This window comes from Comamonas sp. (genome assembly GCF_009360615.1).
Classification (GTDB): Bacteria; Pseudomonadota; Gammaproteobacteria; order Burkholderiales; family Burkholderiaceae_C; genus Comamonas.
The window spans coordinates 1-16,054 of the sequence record NZ_SPEY01000005.1 but is presented as its reverse complement, the minus strand read 5'-3'; the positions used below and the strand labels follow the sequence as shown (position 1 = coordinate 16,054).

Here is a 16,054-nt window from a genome sequence, read left to right as displayed (position 1 = left end):
CGCGCCTGCTCGCTGCATAGCCTCACACGCCTGCATTCGATATTGACTGTTCTCAAGCATGAACTGAATCACTTCTGAGCGCCGAATGTTCGGCTCGTGGGAAAATGCGCAGTTATGCACGCACTGTTTGAAGAAGCCGGCAAATTTCTGGCCGGGCGCATCCTCTCCGAAGCCGAATCCTCGGCCCAAGTCGAACTGGACTCGGGCAAGCGGGTCAAGGTCAAGGCCGCCAATATCCTGCTCAAGTTCGAGAAGCCGTCTCCTGCAGAGCTGATCGCTCAGGGCCAGGCCCAGGCCGCCGAGATCGATCTGGATCTGGCCTGGGAATTTGCGCCCGAGGAAGAGTTCGGCTTTGCCGACCTGGCGCGTGATTATTTTTCCGAATCCGCGACGCTGGCCCAACAGGCCGGTGCACTGTTCCGTCTGTATGATGCGCCGCATTATTTCCGCCGTGCGGGCAAGGGCCGCTTCAAGAAGGCCCCTGCGGAGATCCTGCAGCAGGCACTGGCCGCCATCGAGAAGAAAAAGCAGATCCAGGCGCAGATCGACGCCTGGGCCGAGGAGCTGGGGCGCGGCGAGTGCCCGCAGGCGATTCGCGAACAGCTCTACAGGATTCTGTTCAAGCCCGACAAGAACGCCCCCGAATACAAGGCCGTGGTCGATGCCAGCCGCGCCACCAAACTGGCCCCGCTGGAGCTGCTGCACCGTGCCGGCGCCATCGACTCGTCCTACCAGTTCCACTGGAAGCGCTTTCTGTTCGACAACTTCCCCAAGGGCACAGGCTTCCCCGCCGTGCAGGCGCCTCAGCCACCGGCCGACCTGCCGGTGGCCGATGTAAGGGCCTTCTCCATCGACGACTCGGCCACCACCGAAATCGACGATGCGCTGTCCGTCACCGGCCTGGGTACGGGCACCGTCACCGTGGGCATCCACATTGCCGCTCCCGGTCTGGCCATCACACCCGGCGGCGAGCTGGACAAGCTGGGCCGCGCCCGCCTGTCCACCGTCTACATGCCCGGCTACAAGATCACCATGCTGCCCGACGACGTGGTGCAAATCTATACGCTGGACGAAGGCCGCTCCAACCCCGCGGTCTCGCTGTATGTGCAGATCAACGAGGAGACGCTGGAGACCATCTCCAGCGAAACCCGTCTCGAGCGCGTCCCCGTGGAAGTCAACTTCCGCTACGACAAGCTCGATCACATCGTCACCGAGGAATGGCTGACGGATTCCTCCATCGAGGTTGAAAACACGCCTGAATCCTTGCTGAGCAAGCGCAGGGAGCTCACCTTTTTGCAGCGCTGGTCCAAATTCCTCAAGGCCAATCGCGAAGTGGTGCGCGGCAAGCCCGAGAACTTCAACCGCCCGGACTACAACTTCCGACTCGTCGGCAACGACGGTGCGGAGCCTGACGGCAGCGAGCAGGTGCAGATCACCGTGCGCAAGCGCGGCGCACCGCTGGACCTGATCGTGGCCGAGGCCGCCATCGTGGCCAACAGCACCTGGGGGCTGATGCTGGCCGAGCACGGAGTGCCCGGCATCTATCGCAGCCAGGCCAGCCTGGCGCCCGGCGTCAAGGTACGCATGAGCACCAAGGCCTTGCCGCACGCCGGCATCGGCGTGAAAGCCTACTCCTGGGCCACCTCCCCATTGCGCCGCTATGTGGACCTGGTGAATCAGTGGCAGATCATCGCCTGCGCCCGCCACGGCAAGACCGCCGCCCTGGCCGCCCCTTTCAAGCCCAAGGATGCCGAACTGTTCGGCATCATCAGCAGCTTCGACGGCGCCTACAGCGCCTACAACGGCTATCAGGCCGGCATGGAGCGATTCTGGACGCTCAAGTACCTGGAGCAGAACGGCATCACCGAGCTGACGGCCAGCGTCTTCAAGGATGGCCCCAACGGCTCCTTCCTGGTGCGCGCAGACCATCTGCCGCTGGTACTGCCCGTGCTGGGTGCGCAAAACCTGCCGCGCGGAGCCCATGTACGCATCAGGCTCGGCGAAATCGACGAAATCTCGCTGGACATCTCGGGCACGCTGATCGAGCGCCTGGATGCCGGCGCCGAGGCCGCAGGCGATGGCGAGGACAGCGGTGAGGATGATGACGACACCGTGGCCGGCCCCATCTCCATTGCGGTGGACATGAACGATGCCGACCCCGCCGCCGAGCAGCCGAAGTCCTGACCCCCACACCTCATCGCACTGACGCTGCCGTGAAACTGCCCACCTCTCTTCAACGACTGAGTACGCTGCAGCTGGCGCTGGGCGTGTCCATCGCTGTCCATGCCGTGTTGCTGACCATCCGGTTCGTGGATCCGGATAGCTTCGAGCGCGTGTTTCAGGACACGCCGCTGGAAGTGATTCTGGTCAACGCCCGTGCCAACGAGGTGCCGGACAAGGCACAGGCCATCGCCCAGACCTCGCTGGCCGGCGGCGGGGATGCGGATCAGGGCCGGGCCACCAGCCCCATGCCCTACTCGGCCCTGACGGCCGTGGGTGACGACTTCGAGGAAAAGCAGCGTCAGCTCGATGCCATGCAGGAGCAGCAGCACCAGCTGCTGACGCAACTGCGCCAGCAGGTGGCCGCACTGCCGCCCATCGACCCGCGCCTGAGCGCTGAAAACAAGGGCCAGGAGGCCCAGGAAGAAAAGCGCCTGCAGCTCATCAAGCTGCTGGCCGAGATTGAAAAGCGCATCAACGAAGAAAACGCCCGTCCCAAGAAGCGCTATATCAGCCCCGCCACCAAGGAGGCCGTCTACGCCGTCTACTACGACGCACTGCGCCGCAAGGTGGAAGACAAGGGCACGGAGAATTTCCCTGAAAACAAGGGCAAGAAGCTGTACGGCGAGCTGGTCATGATCCTGACCGTGAACCATGACGGCCGCGTACTCTCCACCGAGGTCGTGCAGGGTTCGGGCAACCGCATGCTCGATACCCGTGCCGAAGCCATCGCCCGCGCCGCCGGCCCTTATAGCCACTTCGGCCCGGCCATGCGTGCCAAGGCCGACCAGATCGCCGTCGTCTCGCGCTTCAGGTTCACGCGCGAGCAGACACTGGAAACAGACATCAGGTGACCCCCTGTGCCGCCTTCGGTGTCTTCCCCCGCTTTCGTATCGCTTCGCTTGCGTGCGGGGAACGCAGCCAGCGCACATCCGACTCTGCGCAGCGATTTCTTTCAGCCTTTTTATGACAAATACGCCTGATGCCTACTGCGTCATGGGCAACCCTGTTGCCCATAGCCGCTCTCCCTGGATTCATGCCCGATTTGCCGAGCTGACCGGCCAGTCCGTCAGCTACGACCGCGCCCTGGTGCCGCTGGACGGCTTTGCCGACCATGTGCGCGAGTTTGCCGCGCGCGGCGGCAAAGGCTGCAACGTGACCGTACCCTTCAAGTTGCAGGCCGCCGAACTGGCCACCAGCGCCAGCGAGCGCGTGCGCCTGGCGGGTGCCGCCAATACCCTGGTATTCGGCGCCAACGGCATTCATGCAGACAACACCGACGGTCTGGGCATCGTGGCCGACATCACCCGCAATGCCGGCGTACCCATTGCCGGGCGCGACGTGCTGATGCTGGGCGCAGGCGGTGCCGCCGCCGGTGCTCTGGGCTCTCTGCTGGAGCAAAAGCCCCGCCGTCTCGTCGTGGTCAACCGCACCCATGCCAAGGCCCAGACGCTGGTTCAGCAACATGCCGAACTTGCAGCGCTGCACCGGGTGGAGCTGCTGGCGCTTGACCACAAGTCGCTGGCGGGCGATCTGAATCACAATTTCGACATCATCATCAATGCCACGGCCAGCAGCCTCAGCGGCGCGGAAGTACCGGCTCCGCCATCGGTGCTGCGCGCAGGCAGCCTGGCCTACGACATGATGTATGGCCCCGCAGCCCAACCGTTTCTGGACTGGGCCCGCAACCATGGCGCTGTCGCACGCGACGGCCTGGGCATGCTGGTCGAGCAGGCTGCGGAGTCCTATGCCCTGTGGCGCGGCATACGCCCTCCCTCGGCACGGGTGCTTGCCGAATTGCGTGCACTGCTGCTGACCGAAGCGGCGCATTGAAACCGACAGATCATGAAAGCTCTGGGCCGCCTGTTGCTGCTGATGCTCTGCTCGGCCCTGCTGCTGCAATTGTTTTTCGCAGCACGCATCGCAGTCATGGCCTGGCTGGATCCAGAGTCCACCAGCTATCAGCGCACCGAAGCCTGGCAGCTCGCACACGGCAATGAAGGTCTGCGCTGGCGCCAGCAGTGGGTGGACTATGACCAGATCTCCGGTCACCTCAAGCGCGCGGTGATTGCCTCCGAGGATGCCGGGTTCATGGAGCACCATGGCGTGGAATGGGATGCAGTCCAGAAGGCCTGGCAGCGCAACGCCAAAGCCGAGGCCAGGGCCACGCAGACAGAAAAGGCCGGCAGCAACAGCAAGCCCGCCAAGGTCTATGGCGGCTCCACCATCACCCAGCAGCTGGCCAAGAACCTGCTGCTGTCGGGCGAACGCAATTTTCTGCGCAAGGGCCAGGAGCTTTTGCTGGCGCAATGGCTGGAGCTGATGCTGGGCAAGCGGCGCATTCTGGAGCTCTACCTCAACAATGTGGAATGGGGCCAGGGCGTGTTCGGCGCCGAGGCCGCCGCCCGGCATTACTTCCGCAAGAGTGCGGCCCAGCTCGATGCGGCGGAGGCAGCACGGCTTGCCGCCATGCTTCCGGCGCCCAAGCGCTTCGAGAAAATGCCGCAATCGCGTTATCTGGCCCAGCGCAGCCGTACGATCGCACGCTATATACCGATGGTGACACCCCCCTGAGGCGCTTCACCAGGGCGGCCCCGCGCCGTCCCCCCGAGCGGACTGCAGCATCGCCGCGAGGAGGCACTGGCTTGCTGCCCCCCGGATGGAACATGCAGGTTTTGAACGTGGATAATCCACAGCCATGCGAATTCTCGGAATCGACCCTGGTCTCCAGACCACGGGTTTTGGCGTCATCGATATGGAAGGCCAGCGCCTGTCCTATGTGGCCAGCGGCACCATACGCACCAACAAGATGGAACTCGGCGACCTGCCGGGTCGTCTCAAGGTGCTGTTTGACGGCATCTCCGAAGTCGCCTCGCGCTACCAGCCACAGGTGGCGGCCGTGGAAATCGTCTTCGTCAACGTCAACCCCCAGTCCACGCTGCTGCTGGGCCAGGCCCGTGGTGCGGCGCTGACGGCCCTGGTCCACGCCAATCTCTCGGTTTCCGAGTACACCGCACTGCAGATGAAGAAAGCCGTGGTCGGCCACGGCCGCGCGGCCAAGAGCCAGATCCAGGAAATGGTCAAACGACTGCTGCAGCTGCCCGGCCTGCCCGGTACCGATGCCGCCGACGCACTGGGACTGGCGATCACCCATGCCCACGCGGCTGCCGCCATGGGACTGATGGCCAAGTCCACCGATCTGCGCCGCAAGCAACATGCCATGTACCGCGGCGGGCGCGTTTACTGAGCCCGTTCGGACCGGACCCTGATCCACTGCGCGATCCGGGGAAACACATCGGATTGGGCATTGCCGGCCATCAGAAGCCGGCTGTGGCTGTAATCCTCCACATAGCCGGCGGCCTTGCCGCACAGATGGAACTCCACGTCAGGCCCTCCGAAGGCCCTGGCAAGGGCTTTGCACCCCTGCCAGGGAGCGATCACACGGTCCGCAGATCCTGCAAGCGCCAGAACGGGAATGCGAACCTGGGCGAGGCTACCCAGATAATCCGTTCCGTCATGCCCGAGCAGGCTCCGGCCCAGGTTCCATTGGCACCACTGTCGCATGAGGCGTGCGCTTTCCCTCTCCGGCCCCACCATGGAGCTTGCAGCCAGCCATTGCCGTCGGCGTATCCAGGCCCTGTACCCATGGATCGCGATCCGCGCCGAGAGCGTCCCCGCCGCATGGGTCGCCTGTGCAGCCAGCAGAACGAGTCCGGTCAGATGCGCATGCGCACGCTCGGGCTGGCGCGCGGCCCAGATGGCGGCGGCAATACCTCCACCGCTATGGCCGATGAACGTGATGGGCCGGCCTTGCTCCTGGCGGAGAATCTCCTGAAGAGCGCCGTCGATATCCTGCTCGGCCACCGTTTCCAGGTCGTAATCATGGCTGGCCGACGGATTCAGCCCGTGTCCGCGCCAATCAAAAAGCCAGACGCCAAATCCCTGCGCCGCGAGGAATCGGCCCAGCCTCTCGCATGACGAGGCACTGGAGAACGTACCGTGCGTCAACGCCACCGCGGCACCCCGCGGGGGACCGATACGTGTCAGCACGATGGAGTGCCCGTCCCTGGTCGGCACATCGACTCTTCGCATATACCGTCAACCCTCCATGATCCCATCCCGTTCTGCACCTCGGTGCATCCGGAGAGTGCCCGGCCTGATTCAGGAGACAGCCAATCGCAGGGCCGGGGACCTGCCTGCGGGACCGCGCCCCAGCGCCAGAAGCCGTGGCCGACCACAGCCTCTGGATCTGCTGCGGGCTCAGTAGCTGCCCAGCACCATGGAGGCGATCACGCCGGTGGCGATGGCGACCAGCAGATAGTCGCCGCCGTTCTGAATCCAGTGATAGCCGCGCGGCGGTGCCGACAGGTGGTGCCCGCGCCAGTCATTCACTACATAGTGCGGGCTGCGATATTGCGGCGGCACGCGGCTGCCCTTGTACCAGTTATGGTCGGGACCACCGCCGCGGCGGCCGTTGTCGTGGCGCTCGGCATGCCGGTCATGTCGCTGCGCATGCCGGCCGCGATCGTCATGACGTCCCTCATGACGCATGTCCTGCGGCCCATGGCCGTTGCCACGGCCCGGTGGAGGACCGGGCTGGGCCTGCACGGCCAGACTGCCCAGCGTCAGGCAGGCGGCGACGGACGCAGAAAGAATGCGGGTAGTCCAACGGGGCATGGGTACTCCTTTGTCGAATCATTCAGGCACACAAGGTGTGCGGCCCATCATTGCGACCGCAGCCAGTCCATCTTCGCCCCATTTCGGCAGCGCGGGCGTGAGCCAATGCCGATTTACCGATTTTTTGCCCGCCGTTTACAAAGCACAAACCCGCGAAGTGCTTGTCCGGCTTGCGCAAGCAGCTCTCAACATGGCTAGCGCCTCAGACGATGCGCCCCACAAACATCACGGCGAAAAAGGCCAGACCGGCGATCACCGTCCATTTGAACAGCAGGAAGCCCAGGCGCTTGTACTGGACCTTGCCGGTTCCCAGATAGAAGGCGAAGCTCAGCGCAGAGGCCAGGATCAGCAGGCCTGCCAGCCAGCGAAAGATCAGCATGGCGAGTTCGCTCACCAGGCCTGGGCAGGCATGGCAAAGCCCCGAGGAGCCTGGCGCTCGCTCTCGAACGTGACCATCTCCCAGGTCTCGGGCTGGGCCATCATGGCGCGCAGCAGCTTGTTGTTGAGGCCGTGACCCGAACGGAAGGCGCTGTAGGCACCGAGGATGGGCTTTCCGATCAGATACAGGTCGCCGATCGCGTCGAGGATCTTGTGCTTGGCAAACTCATCGTCATAGCGCAGGCCGTCGCTGTTCAGGACCTTGTAGTCATCCATGACGATGGCGTTGTCCAGCCCGCCGCCCAGCGCCAGGCCGTTGTTGCGCAGCATTTCCACATCCTTGGTGAAGCCGAAGGTGCGCGCGCGGGCAATATCGCGGGTGTAGTTGTCCAGCCCCATGTCGAACTCCACGCACTGCCCCGTGGAGTCCACGGCAGGGTGAGCGAAGTCGATCTCGAAACGCAGCCTGAAGCCATGGTAGGGATCAAAGCGCGCCCATTTCAGGTTCTGGCCTTCGCCTTCGCGCACCTCGATCGGGCTCTTGATGCGGATAAAGCGCTTGGGCGCCTTCTGCAGCTCGATCCCGGCGCTTTGCAGCAGAAACACGAACGAGGACGAGGAACCATCGAGAATCGGTACCTCTTCGGCCGTGATGTCCACATAGAGGTTGTCGATGCCCAGACCGGCGATGGCCGACATCAGGTGCTCGACCGTATGCACCTTGGCACCGCCGCTGCCAATGGTGGAGGCCATGCGCGTATCGGTCACGGCCTCGGCAGAAATGGGGATATCCACAGGCTCAGGCAAGTCCACGCGACGGAACACGATGCCGGTATCAGGCTGGGCAGGGCGCAGCGTCAGCTCGACACGCTGTCCGCTGTGCAGGCCCACGCCTACGGCACGGGAAATGGTCTTGATGGTACGTTGCTGAAGCATGCTGGTATTTTAAATGGGACAACCCCGAGCCGGCTTACGCCGACCCAGGGTTGTCTTAATCGCTGCGATACAGCGAACCGATGGGCCTACAGTCCTTAACGGACCAAAGGCCTTTGCGGCTGACCTCTCAAATACTGACGCACTCGAAGGCAGAGACACCGAGGAAGGGCCTTGGCGGCCCCGCCGCCCCGCACCGAGGGTGTCGTCCCCCTCCGGCGCAAAGCGCCAGAGAGAGGGGGAAGCGGCAAAGCCGCTCAGGGGGAGCTTAATCAGCCTGCTTGCGCAGGAAGGCGGGGATCTCCACATCGTCCATGCCGCCAGATGCCAGAGCGCTCACGCGTTCCGAAGCCTGGGTGCGGTTGGTACGCCAGACACTGGGCACATTGGTGTTGGCCGTGCCGTACTCCATGCCGCCCAGGGGAGGCAGTCCCACGGCCACGTTGTCGGTACCCGTGCGCAGGCCGCCTTGCACCACCTGGATGTTCTGGCGACGCACATTGGGACGCGACAGGCCGGTAGCCACCACGGTCACGCGGATCTCGTCACCCAGCGAGTCATCGTAGGCAGCGCCATAGATCACATGCGCATCGGGAGACGCGTAGGCGTTGATGGTGGACATGGCCAGACGCGACTCGGACAGCTTCAGGCTGCCCTTGGCGGCCGTGACCAGGACCAGCACGCCCTTGGCGCCGGAGAGGTCGATGCCCTCCAGCAGCGGGCAGGCCACGGCCTGCTCGGCGGCGATACGGGCGCGGTCGGGACCGGCGGCCTTGGCCGTGCCCATCATGGCCTTGCCGGGCTCGCCCATCACGGTGCGCACGTCTTCAAAGTCGACGTTCACATGACCGTACTCGTTGATGATCTCGGCAATGCCGCCCACGGCGTTCTTCAGAACGTCGTTGGCATGGGCAAACGCCTCGTCCTGGGAGATATCGTCACCCAGCACATCAAGCAGCTTTTCGTTGAGCACAACGATCAGCGAGTCCACATTGGCTTCCAGCTCGGCCAGGCCGGCGTCAGCGTTCTGCATGCGGCGACCACCTTCCCACTCGAAAGGCTTGGTCACCACACCCACTGTCAAAATGCCCATTTCCTTGGCCACTCGTGCGATCACAGGCGATGCACCGGTACCCGTACCACCACCCATGCCGGCCGTAATGAAGAGCATGTGCGCGCCTTCGATGGCAGCGCGAATGTCTTCCACAGCAGCTTCCGCAGCATCGCGACCCTTGTCGGGCTTGCTGCCGGCACCCAGCCCGCTGCCACCCAGATGGATGGTGCGGTGGGCACGGCTGCGCAACAGGGCCTGAGCATCGGTATTGGCCGTAATGAATTCGACGCCCTGCACGCTGCGTTCAATCATGTGGTCGACGGCATTGCCGCCGCCACCGCCGACGCCGATCACCTTGATCTGCGTGCCCTGGTTGAATTCTTCGGTTTCAATCATGTCGATAGGCATGGTGGTGCTCCTGTTCTCTAGTGGTGGTTTGTCGCTGCTGTGGAAAAGAAATCTCGAACTCTTGAAGTCTTCGCGGTCTTCGTCGTCGATGCCGCGAAAAATCCATCTGTGGCGGTCCGGTGATGAACATGCGATAGGTGCTCATATCAGAAGTTCCCCACGATGAAGTCTTTGAACCGGCCGAAGGCGGTCTTCATGGAGCCGCTCTTCTGGGCCACCTTGTAGCCACGCAGACGTGCCAGGCGTGCTTCGTCCAGCAGACCCATCACGGTGGCGGCCCGGGGCTGGGCGACCATGTCGGCCAGCGCTCCGGAATATTTGGGAAGGCCGCGACGCACGGGCTTGAGGAAAATGTCCTCGCCCAGCTCGATCATTCCCGGCATGACGGCGCTGCCGCCGGTGAGCACGATGCCCGAGGACAGCACTTCTTCGTAGCCCGATTCACGGATGACCTGCTGCACCAGCGAGAAGATCTCTTCCACGCGGGGCTCGATCACGCCGGCCAGGGCCTGCTTGCTGATCATGCGAGGGCTGCGGTCACCCAGGCCCGGCACTTCGACCTGGGCATCGGGGTCGGCCAGCAATTGCTTGGCATAGCCGCTCTCGACCTTGATGTCCTCGGCATCCTTGGTGGGAGTACGCAAGGCCATGGCAATGTCGCTGGTGATCAGGTCGCCGGCAATCGGGATCACGGCCGTGTGGCGAATCGCACCGCCGGTGAAGATGGCCACATCGGTGGCACCCGCGCCGATGTCCACCACGGCCACGCCCAGCTCGCGCTCGTCGTCGGTCAGCACGGCCTGGGCCGATGCCAGCGGGTTGAGCAGCAGCTGCTCGACTTCCAGGCCGCAGCGGCGCACGCATTTGATGATGTTCTCGGCCGCGCTCTGGGCTCCGGTCACGATATGGATCTTGGCTTCGAGGCGAATGCCGCTCATGCCGATGGGCTCGCGCACCTCATGGCCGTCGATGACGAACTCCTGCGCCTCGACCAGCAGCAAGCGCTGATCGGACGAGATATTGATCGCCTTGGCGGTTTCCATCACGCGCGCCATGTCGGTGGACGAGACTTCCTTGTCCTTGATGGCCACCATGCCGCTGGAGTTCAGGCCGCGGATATGGCTGCCGGTAATGCCGGTGCACACGCGCTGGATCTTGCAGTCTGCCATCAGCTCGGCTTCCTTGAGCGCCTGCTGGATGCTCTGCACGGTCGCATCGATGTTCACGACCACGCCGCGCTTCAGGCCGTTGCTGGGGGCGACGCCCAGGCCCGCCAGCTTCAGCTCGCCATTGGACATGACCTCGGCCACCACCGCCATGACCTTGGCCGTGCCGATATCCAGCCCAACAATCACATCCTTGTATTCTCTTGCCATATCAGCTTCCGCCCCCGGTAGGTTCTGTCTTGTCTTTGTGTGCGCCTTGCATGTCTGTTCTCCTGCTCCCGCTCATCGTCTGGCCCTGGCAGCAGCTGCCGGCGCGGAGGTTCCAGTGGTCACGCCCTTGAGTCGCAAGGCATAGCCGTCTTCGTAACGCAGGTCTGCAGACTCCACTGCTGCAGCCGAGCGCTTGTATTGAGAGGTGATCTGAGGCAGCGTGCGCACGAAACGCTGCACGCGCTGCAATATGTCTTCGGTGGTGCCGCCACCCAGTGCCAGCACCGCATCGTTGTCCAGCACCAGCTCCCAGCTGCCACGGGCATCCAGAGTCAGGCTGTCCAGCTCCACATCGAGCGGCTTCAGGGCCGGCGCCAGTGCGTGATACATCCGCAGCACGCGCGGGGCCGATCCCTCGGGACCCTGCAGACGCGGCAGTCCTTCGCGGTCCAGCTCGCCCAGATTGGCTTCGAACACTTCGCCGGCCTTGTTGACCAGACCGGTACCGGTCTCGGGCCCCCAGAAGGCCTCGGCCACATGCTCCTTGAGCGCCACGCGCAAGCCGTTCGGGTACTCGCGGCGCACCTGCGCTTCCTGCACCCAGGGCACCTGCTCGAAGGCGTGCTGCGCCGCCTTCAGGTCCACCGTGAAGAAGTTGCCCTTGAGCACCGGCGCCACATTGGCACGCAGCGTCACGGCGTTGTTATGCACCAGCTCGCCTTCCACCACGATACGGCCGATATTGAAGGCCGGAGTTCGCATCAACCACCATCCCACGGCCATCACGCACGCCGCCAAGCACCCCATGAACATCACCGTGGCAGTGATGTTCATGAGCTTGACGTCGAACGGGACGACGGCTGCGGGATGGCTGCGGTTCATGGCTGCTCCGCTTCTCCGTCCAGCGTGCTCATGGCCAGGATGCCGAGGCACAGGTTTTCGTAGCTCACGCCGGAAGCGCGCGCCGCCATGGGCACCAGAGAATGCCCTGTCATGCCTGGCGAGGTATTGATCTCCAGCAGGAAAGGCTTGCGGTCGCTGGCGCGAATCATGATGTCGGCACGCGCCCAGCCGCGGCAGCCCAGGGTGCGGAAGGCTTTCTCCACAATGCGCTGGATCTCGGCCTCCTCGACAGCCGGCAGGCCGCTCGGGCAGTGGTATTGCGTGGTGTCGGTGAAATACTTGTTCTGATAGTCGTAGTTGCCTTCGGGTGCCACGATGCGGATCACGGGCAGCGCAGCGGCATTCACTCCCGTGCCCAGGACGGGGCAGGTGGTCTCGTCGCCGGCAATGAACTGCTCGCACAGCACTTCTGCGTCGTACCGGGCCGCCAGCTCGTAGGCCCTGGCGCATTCTTCGGCATTCATCACCTTGGTCAGACCGATGCTGGAGCCATCGCGTGCAGGCTTGACAATCATGGGTGCGCCCAGGGCCTGCAATGCGGCGCGGGTGGCTTCGGCCGAATCGACCATGCGCCAGTCCGGCGTGGGCAGGCCTTCAAAGCGCCAGATGCGCTTGGTCATGATCTTGTCCATGGCGATGCTGGACGCCATCACGCCCGAACCCGTGTAGGGGATGTCCAGCAACTCCAGCGCTCCCTGCACCGTGCCATCCTCGCCGTAGCGGCCATGCAGCGCAATGAAGCAGCGGTCAAAGCCTTGCACCTTGAGCTGGTCCAGGCCCTGCTCGGCAGGGTCGAACCTGTGGGCATCGACGCCCTTGGACTGCAATGCGGCCAGCACGCCGGTGCCGGACATCAGCGACACCTCGCGCTCGGACGAGCGCCCCCCCATGAGCACCGCGACCTTGCCCAGGGCCTTCACATCGATATGGGTACCAAACATGCTCATTGCGCGCTCCCTGCGGGCGCAGCCGACTCTTGTTTCTGAAACATCTCAACCAGCTTCCCGGGCACGGCACCAATCGATCCCGCTCCCATGGACAGCAAGACATCACCGGCTTGCGCATTGGCGGCGATGGCTGCCGGCATATCGGCAATGTTTTCCACAAATACAGGCTCGACCTTCCCGGCCACGCGCAAAGCGCGGGCCAGGGAGCGACCGTCCGCGGCCACAATGGGCGCCTCGCCTGCGGCATAGACCTCGGCCAGCAACACCGAATCGGCGCTGCCGATGACTTTCACGAAATCCTCGAAGCAATCGCGCGTGCGGCTGTAGCGATGCGGCTGGAAGGCCAGCACCAGGCGCTGCCCAGGAAAGGCGCCACGTGCCGCAGCCAGCGTGGCGGCCATTTCCACAGGGTGGTGGCCGTAGTCGTCGATGACGGTGAAAGTGCCGCCATTGGCAGCCGGCAGCTCGCCATAGCGCTGGAAGCGCCGCCCGACGCCCTTGAAGCCTTCCAGGGCACGCAGCAGGGCCTCATCGGAAATCTCGAGCTCCATGGCAACCGCCACGGCAGACAGGGCGTTGAGCACGTTGTGCTCACCGGGCAGGCTCAGCACGACTTCGAGCTCCGGATAGCTCTGTCCGTTCTGGCGACGCACGGTAAAGCGCATGCGGCCCGCTTCGGCACGCACATTCACGGCGCGCACCTGTGCGTCTTCGGCAAAGCCGTAGGTCGTGACCGGACGGGCCAGCCTGGGCAATATCTCGCGCACGGCAGGGCTGTCGACGCAGAGGATGGCACGACCGTAAAACGGCATGCGATGCAGAAAGTCCACGAAGGCCTGCTTGAGTCGGCCGAAGTCATGGCCGTAGGTCTCCATGTGATCGGCGTCGATATTGGTGACGACGGCCATCACGGGCAACAGGTTCAGGAAGGATGCGTCGGACTCGTCGGCCTCGACCACGATGTAGTCGCCATGGCCCAGCTTGGCATTCGCACCTGCGCTGTTGAGCTTGCCACCGATCACGAACGTGGGGTCCAGGCCGGCCTCGGCCAGCACGCTGGTCACCAGGCTGGTGGTGGTGGTCTTGCCATGCGCACCAGCAATGGCGATGCCCTGCTTGAAGCGCATCAGCTCGGCCAGCATCAGGGCACGGGGAACCACCGGAATCTTTTTCTCGCGCGCAGCCAGGACCTCGGGGTTGTCACCCTGCACGGCCGTAGACGTCACCACGGCATCGGTGCCGGCGACATTCCCGGCCGCATGACCGACGAAGGTCTTGATGCCCAGGCCGGCCAGGCGGCGCAGCGTGGCGCTATCCGCCAGGTCGGAGCCTGAAATGGCGTAACCCAGGTTGTGCAGAACCTCTGCAATACCGCTCATGCCGGCGCCGCCAATACCGACAAAGTGAATGTGATGAATGGCGTGTTTCATGCTGCCAACTCCTCACAAGCGGCGACCACCTTCGTGGTGGCATCAGTCTTTTGCATTTTCTTCGCGAGTTCAGCGCGCTCCAACAGCGTCGCACGCTGCATATTTTGTAGCATTTCCGCCAACCCTTGGGCGCTCAAAGTACTTTGAGGCTGTAACCAGCCGCCACCGGCGTCCACCAGGAAGCGGGCATTGGCGGTCTGGTGGTCATCCACCGCCGCCGGGAAGGGCACATAGACCGCTGCCGCACCAACGGCGGCGATCTCGGTCACGGTGCTGGCACCTGCACGGCAGATGACGAGATCGGCGTCGGCAAAAGCCTTGGCCGTATCGTCGATGAAAGGCGTCAGCTCGGCCTGCACGCCGGCAGCCAGATAATTGGCGCGCAGCGCATCGATCTGGGCCGTACCGCTTTGGTGCAGCACCACGGGACGCTGGTCAGCGGGCATCAGGGCCAGAGCCTGAGGCACGATCTCATTGAGTGCCCTGGCTCCCAGGCTTCCGCCCACCACCAGCAGCTTGAGCGGGCCGGTGCGGCCGGCAAAGCGCTGGGCGGGCGCAGCCTGCTCCAGAAACGCCTGACGCAGCGGGTTGCCCACCCATTCGCCCTTGGCAAACACTTTGGGAAACGCCGTGAACACGCGCGTGGCCACCTTGGCCACGACCTTGTTGGCCATGCCGGCCACGGAGTTCTGTTCGTGCAGCACCACGGGCACGCCGGACAGCGCTGCCATCAGGCCACCGGGCACGGTCAGGTAGCCGCCCAGGCCAATGACCACATCGGGCCGGACACGCCGGATGACGCTGCGCGCCTGCGCAAAGGCCTTGCTCAGCTTGAGGGGCAGCTGCAGCAGCGTCTTGACGCCCTTGCCGCGCACGCCGCCGAACTCGATGGTCTCGAGGGCAAAGCCCTGCGGCGGCACGATGCGGGACTCCATGGAGCCGGGCGCCCCCAGCCAGTGCACATTCCATCCGCGCGCGCGCAGCTCCTGCGCCACGGCCAGCCCGGGGAAGATATGGCCACCGGTTCCGCCGGCAATCACCAGCGCAGTGCGCTGCCTGTTTTGCTGAACGGGAAGCGTCATGCATGACCTCCCTTCATCAGCAGCTTGTTCTCGTAATCGACTCTGAGCACCACAGCTATCGCAATCAAGTTCATCAAGATGGCCGAACCGCCAAAACTCATCAACGGCAGAGTCAGGCCTTTGGTTGGCAGGGCGCCCAGATTCACGCCCATGTTGATAAAGGCCTGGAAGCCCATCCAGATTGCCACGCCCTCGGCAACCAGTCCGGCAAAGACACGGTCCAATGCGATGGCCTGGCGGCCGATCAGCATGATGCGGCGGGTCAGCCAGAAGAAGACCGCCGCAATCAACAGCAGGCCGACCAGACCGAACTCCTCGCCGATCACGGCCAGCAGAAAGTCGGTATGCGCTTCGGGCAGCCAGTGCAGCTTTTCCACGCTGCGGCCCAGGCCCACGCCGAAGATCTCGCCCCGCCCGATGGCAATCAGCGCATGCGAGAGCTGGTAGCCCTTGCCCAGCGCATGCTTTTCATCCCAGGGGTCGAGGTAGGCAAAAATACGCTCGCGCCGCCACTCCGAGGTGGCGATGATCAAGCCGAAAGCCAGCACTACCAGCAGCGCGATGATGAAGAACATGCGCGCATTCACGCCGCCCAGGAACAGAATGCCCATGGAGATCACGACGATCACCATGAAGGCCCCCATGT

The 16,054-nt window shown here is 63.9% G+C and carries 16 protein-coding genes; 5 read left to right on the top strand and 11 right to left on the bottom strand.

Annotated elements, in window-relative coordinates; all coding sequences use genetic code 11:
• Positions 1-114: 114 nt before the first annotated feature.
• From E2583_RS01060 to ruvC, 5 genes are all read left to right on the top strand, one after another.
• Complete coding sequence (locus E2583_RS01060) at positions 115-2,184, top strand: RNB domain-containing ribonuclease (RefSeq protein ID WP_291592374.1); 2,070 nt, start codon at positions 115-117, stop codon at positions 2,182-2,184.
• Between the two features lie 29 nt (positions 2,185-2,213).
• Positions 2,214-3,074: an energy transducer TonB gene (locus E2583_RS01055; RefSeq protein WP_291592373.1), complete on the top strand. Its 861-nt coding sequence runs from the start codon at positions 2,214-2,216 to the stop codon at positions 3,072-3,074.
• A 112-nt stretch (positions 3,075-3,186) separates the two neighbouring features.
• Positions 3,187-4,053: a shikimate dehydrogenase gene (aroE, locus tag E2583_RS01050; RefSeq protein WP_291592372.1), complete on the top strand. Its 867-nt coding sequence runs from the start codon at positions 3,187-3,189 to the stop codon at positions 4,051-4,053.
• A gap of 12 nt (positions 4,054-4,065) precedes the next feature.
• Entirely contained in the window at positions 4,066-4,794 is a 729-nt protein-coding gene (gene mtgA / locus E2583_RS01045) for a monofunctional biosynthetic peptidoglycan transglycosylase (protein WP_291592370.1), read from the top strand.
• Positions 4,795-4,918: 124 nt separating this feature from the next.
• The gene (gene ruvC, locus E2583_RS01040) at positions 4,919-5,467 is read left to right on the top strand and encodes a crossover junction endodeoxyribonuclease RuvC (RefSeq protein WP_291592367.1); all 549 of its coding nucleotides are present in this window, start codon (positions 4,919-4,921) and stop codon (positions 5,465-5,467) included.
• Here ruvC and E2583_RS01035 read toward each other — a convergent pair.
• The 11 genes from E2583_RS01035 to E2583_RS00985 form a co-directional block, all read right to left on the bottom strand.
• Positions 5,461-6,312, bottom strand: a complete 852-nt coding sequence (locus E2583_RS01035; RefSeq protein ID WP_291592365.1) for an alpha/beta fold hydrolase — start codon at positions 6,310-6,312, stop codon at positions 5,461-5,463. The two genes, ruvC and E2583_RS01035, sit on opposite strands and share 7 nt — an antisense overlap.
• Before the next feature lie 168 nt (positions 6,313-6,480).
• Positions 6,481-6,897: an RcnB family protein gene (locus E2583_RS01030; RefSeq protein ID WP_291592363.1), complete on the bottom strand. Its 417-nt coding sequence runs from the start codon at positions 6,895-6,897 to the stop codon at positions 6,481-6,483.
• 202 nt (positions 6,898-7,099) lie between these two features.
• Entirely contained in the window at positions 7,100-7,291 is a 192-nt protein-coding gene (locus E2583_RS01025; protein WP_291592401.1) for a hypothetical protein, read from the bottom strand.
• On the bottom strand, positions 7,288-8,211 hold the full coding sequence (lpxC, locus tag E2583_RS01020) for a UDP-3-O-acyl-N-acetylglucosamine deacetylase (protein WP_291592362.1): 924 nt from the start codon (positions 8,209-8,211) through the stop codon (positions 7,288-7,290). The genes E2583_RS01025 and lpxC overlap by 4 nt, the downstream gene beginning before the upstream one ends.
• 265 nt (positions 8,212-8,476) lie before the next feature.
• Positions 8,477-9,670: a cell division protein FtsZ gene (ftsZ, locus tag E2583_RS01015; protein WP_003051295.1), complete on the bottom strand. Its 1,194-nt coding sequence runs from the start codon at positions 9,668-9,670 to the stop codon at positions 8,477-8,479.
• A gap of 146 nt (positions 9,671-9,816) precedes the next feature.
• Complete coding sequence (gene ftsA / locus E2583_RS01010) at positions 9,817-11,046, bottom strand: cell division protein FtsA (protein ID WP_003051293.1); 1,230 nt, start codon at positions 11,044-11,046, stop codon at positions 9,817-9,819.
• 72 nt (positions 11,047-11,118) lie between these two features.
• Positions 11,119-11,928, bottom strand: a complete 810-nt coding sequence (locus E2583_RS01005) for a cell division protein FtsQ/DivIB (RefSeq protein ID WP_291592335.1) — start codon at positions 11,926-11,928, stop codon at positions 11,119-11,121.
• Complete coding sequence (locus E2583_RS01000; RefSeq protein ID WP_291592334.1) at positions 11,925-12,896, bottom strand: D-alanine--D-alanine ligase; 972 nt, start codon at positions 12,894-12,896, stop codon at positions 11,925-11,927. Before E2583_RS01000 ends, E2583_RS01005 begins: the two co-directional genes overlap by 4 nt.
• Complete coding sequence (gene murC, locus E2583_RS00995) at positions 12,893-14,326, bottom strand: UDP-N-acetylmuramate--L-alanine ligase (RefSeq protein WP_291592332.1); 1,434 nt, start codon at positions 14,324-14,326, stop codon at positions 12,893-12,895. The genes E2583_RS01000 and murC overlap by 4 nt, the downstream gene beginning before the upstream one ends.
• The gene (gene murG, locus E2583_RS00990; RefSeq protein WP_291592330.1) at positions 14,323-15,408 is read right to left on the bottom strand and encodes an undecaprenyldiphospho-muramoylpentapeptide beta-N-acetylglucosaminyltransferase; all 1,086 of its coding nucleotides are present in this window, start codon (positions 15,406-15,408) and stop codon (positions 14,323-14,325) included. The genes murC and murG overlap by 4 nt, the downstream gene beginning before the upstream one ends.
• On the bottom strand, positions 15,405-16,054 hold a 650-nt coding region (locus tag E2583_RS00985; protein WP_291592329.1), incomplete at its 5' end, for an FtsW/RodA/SpoVE family cell cycle protein. The genes E2583_RS00985 and murG, both read right to left, overlap by 4 nt.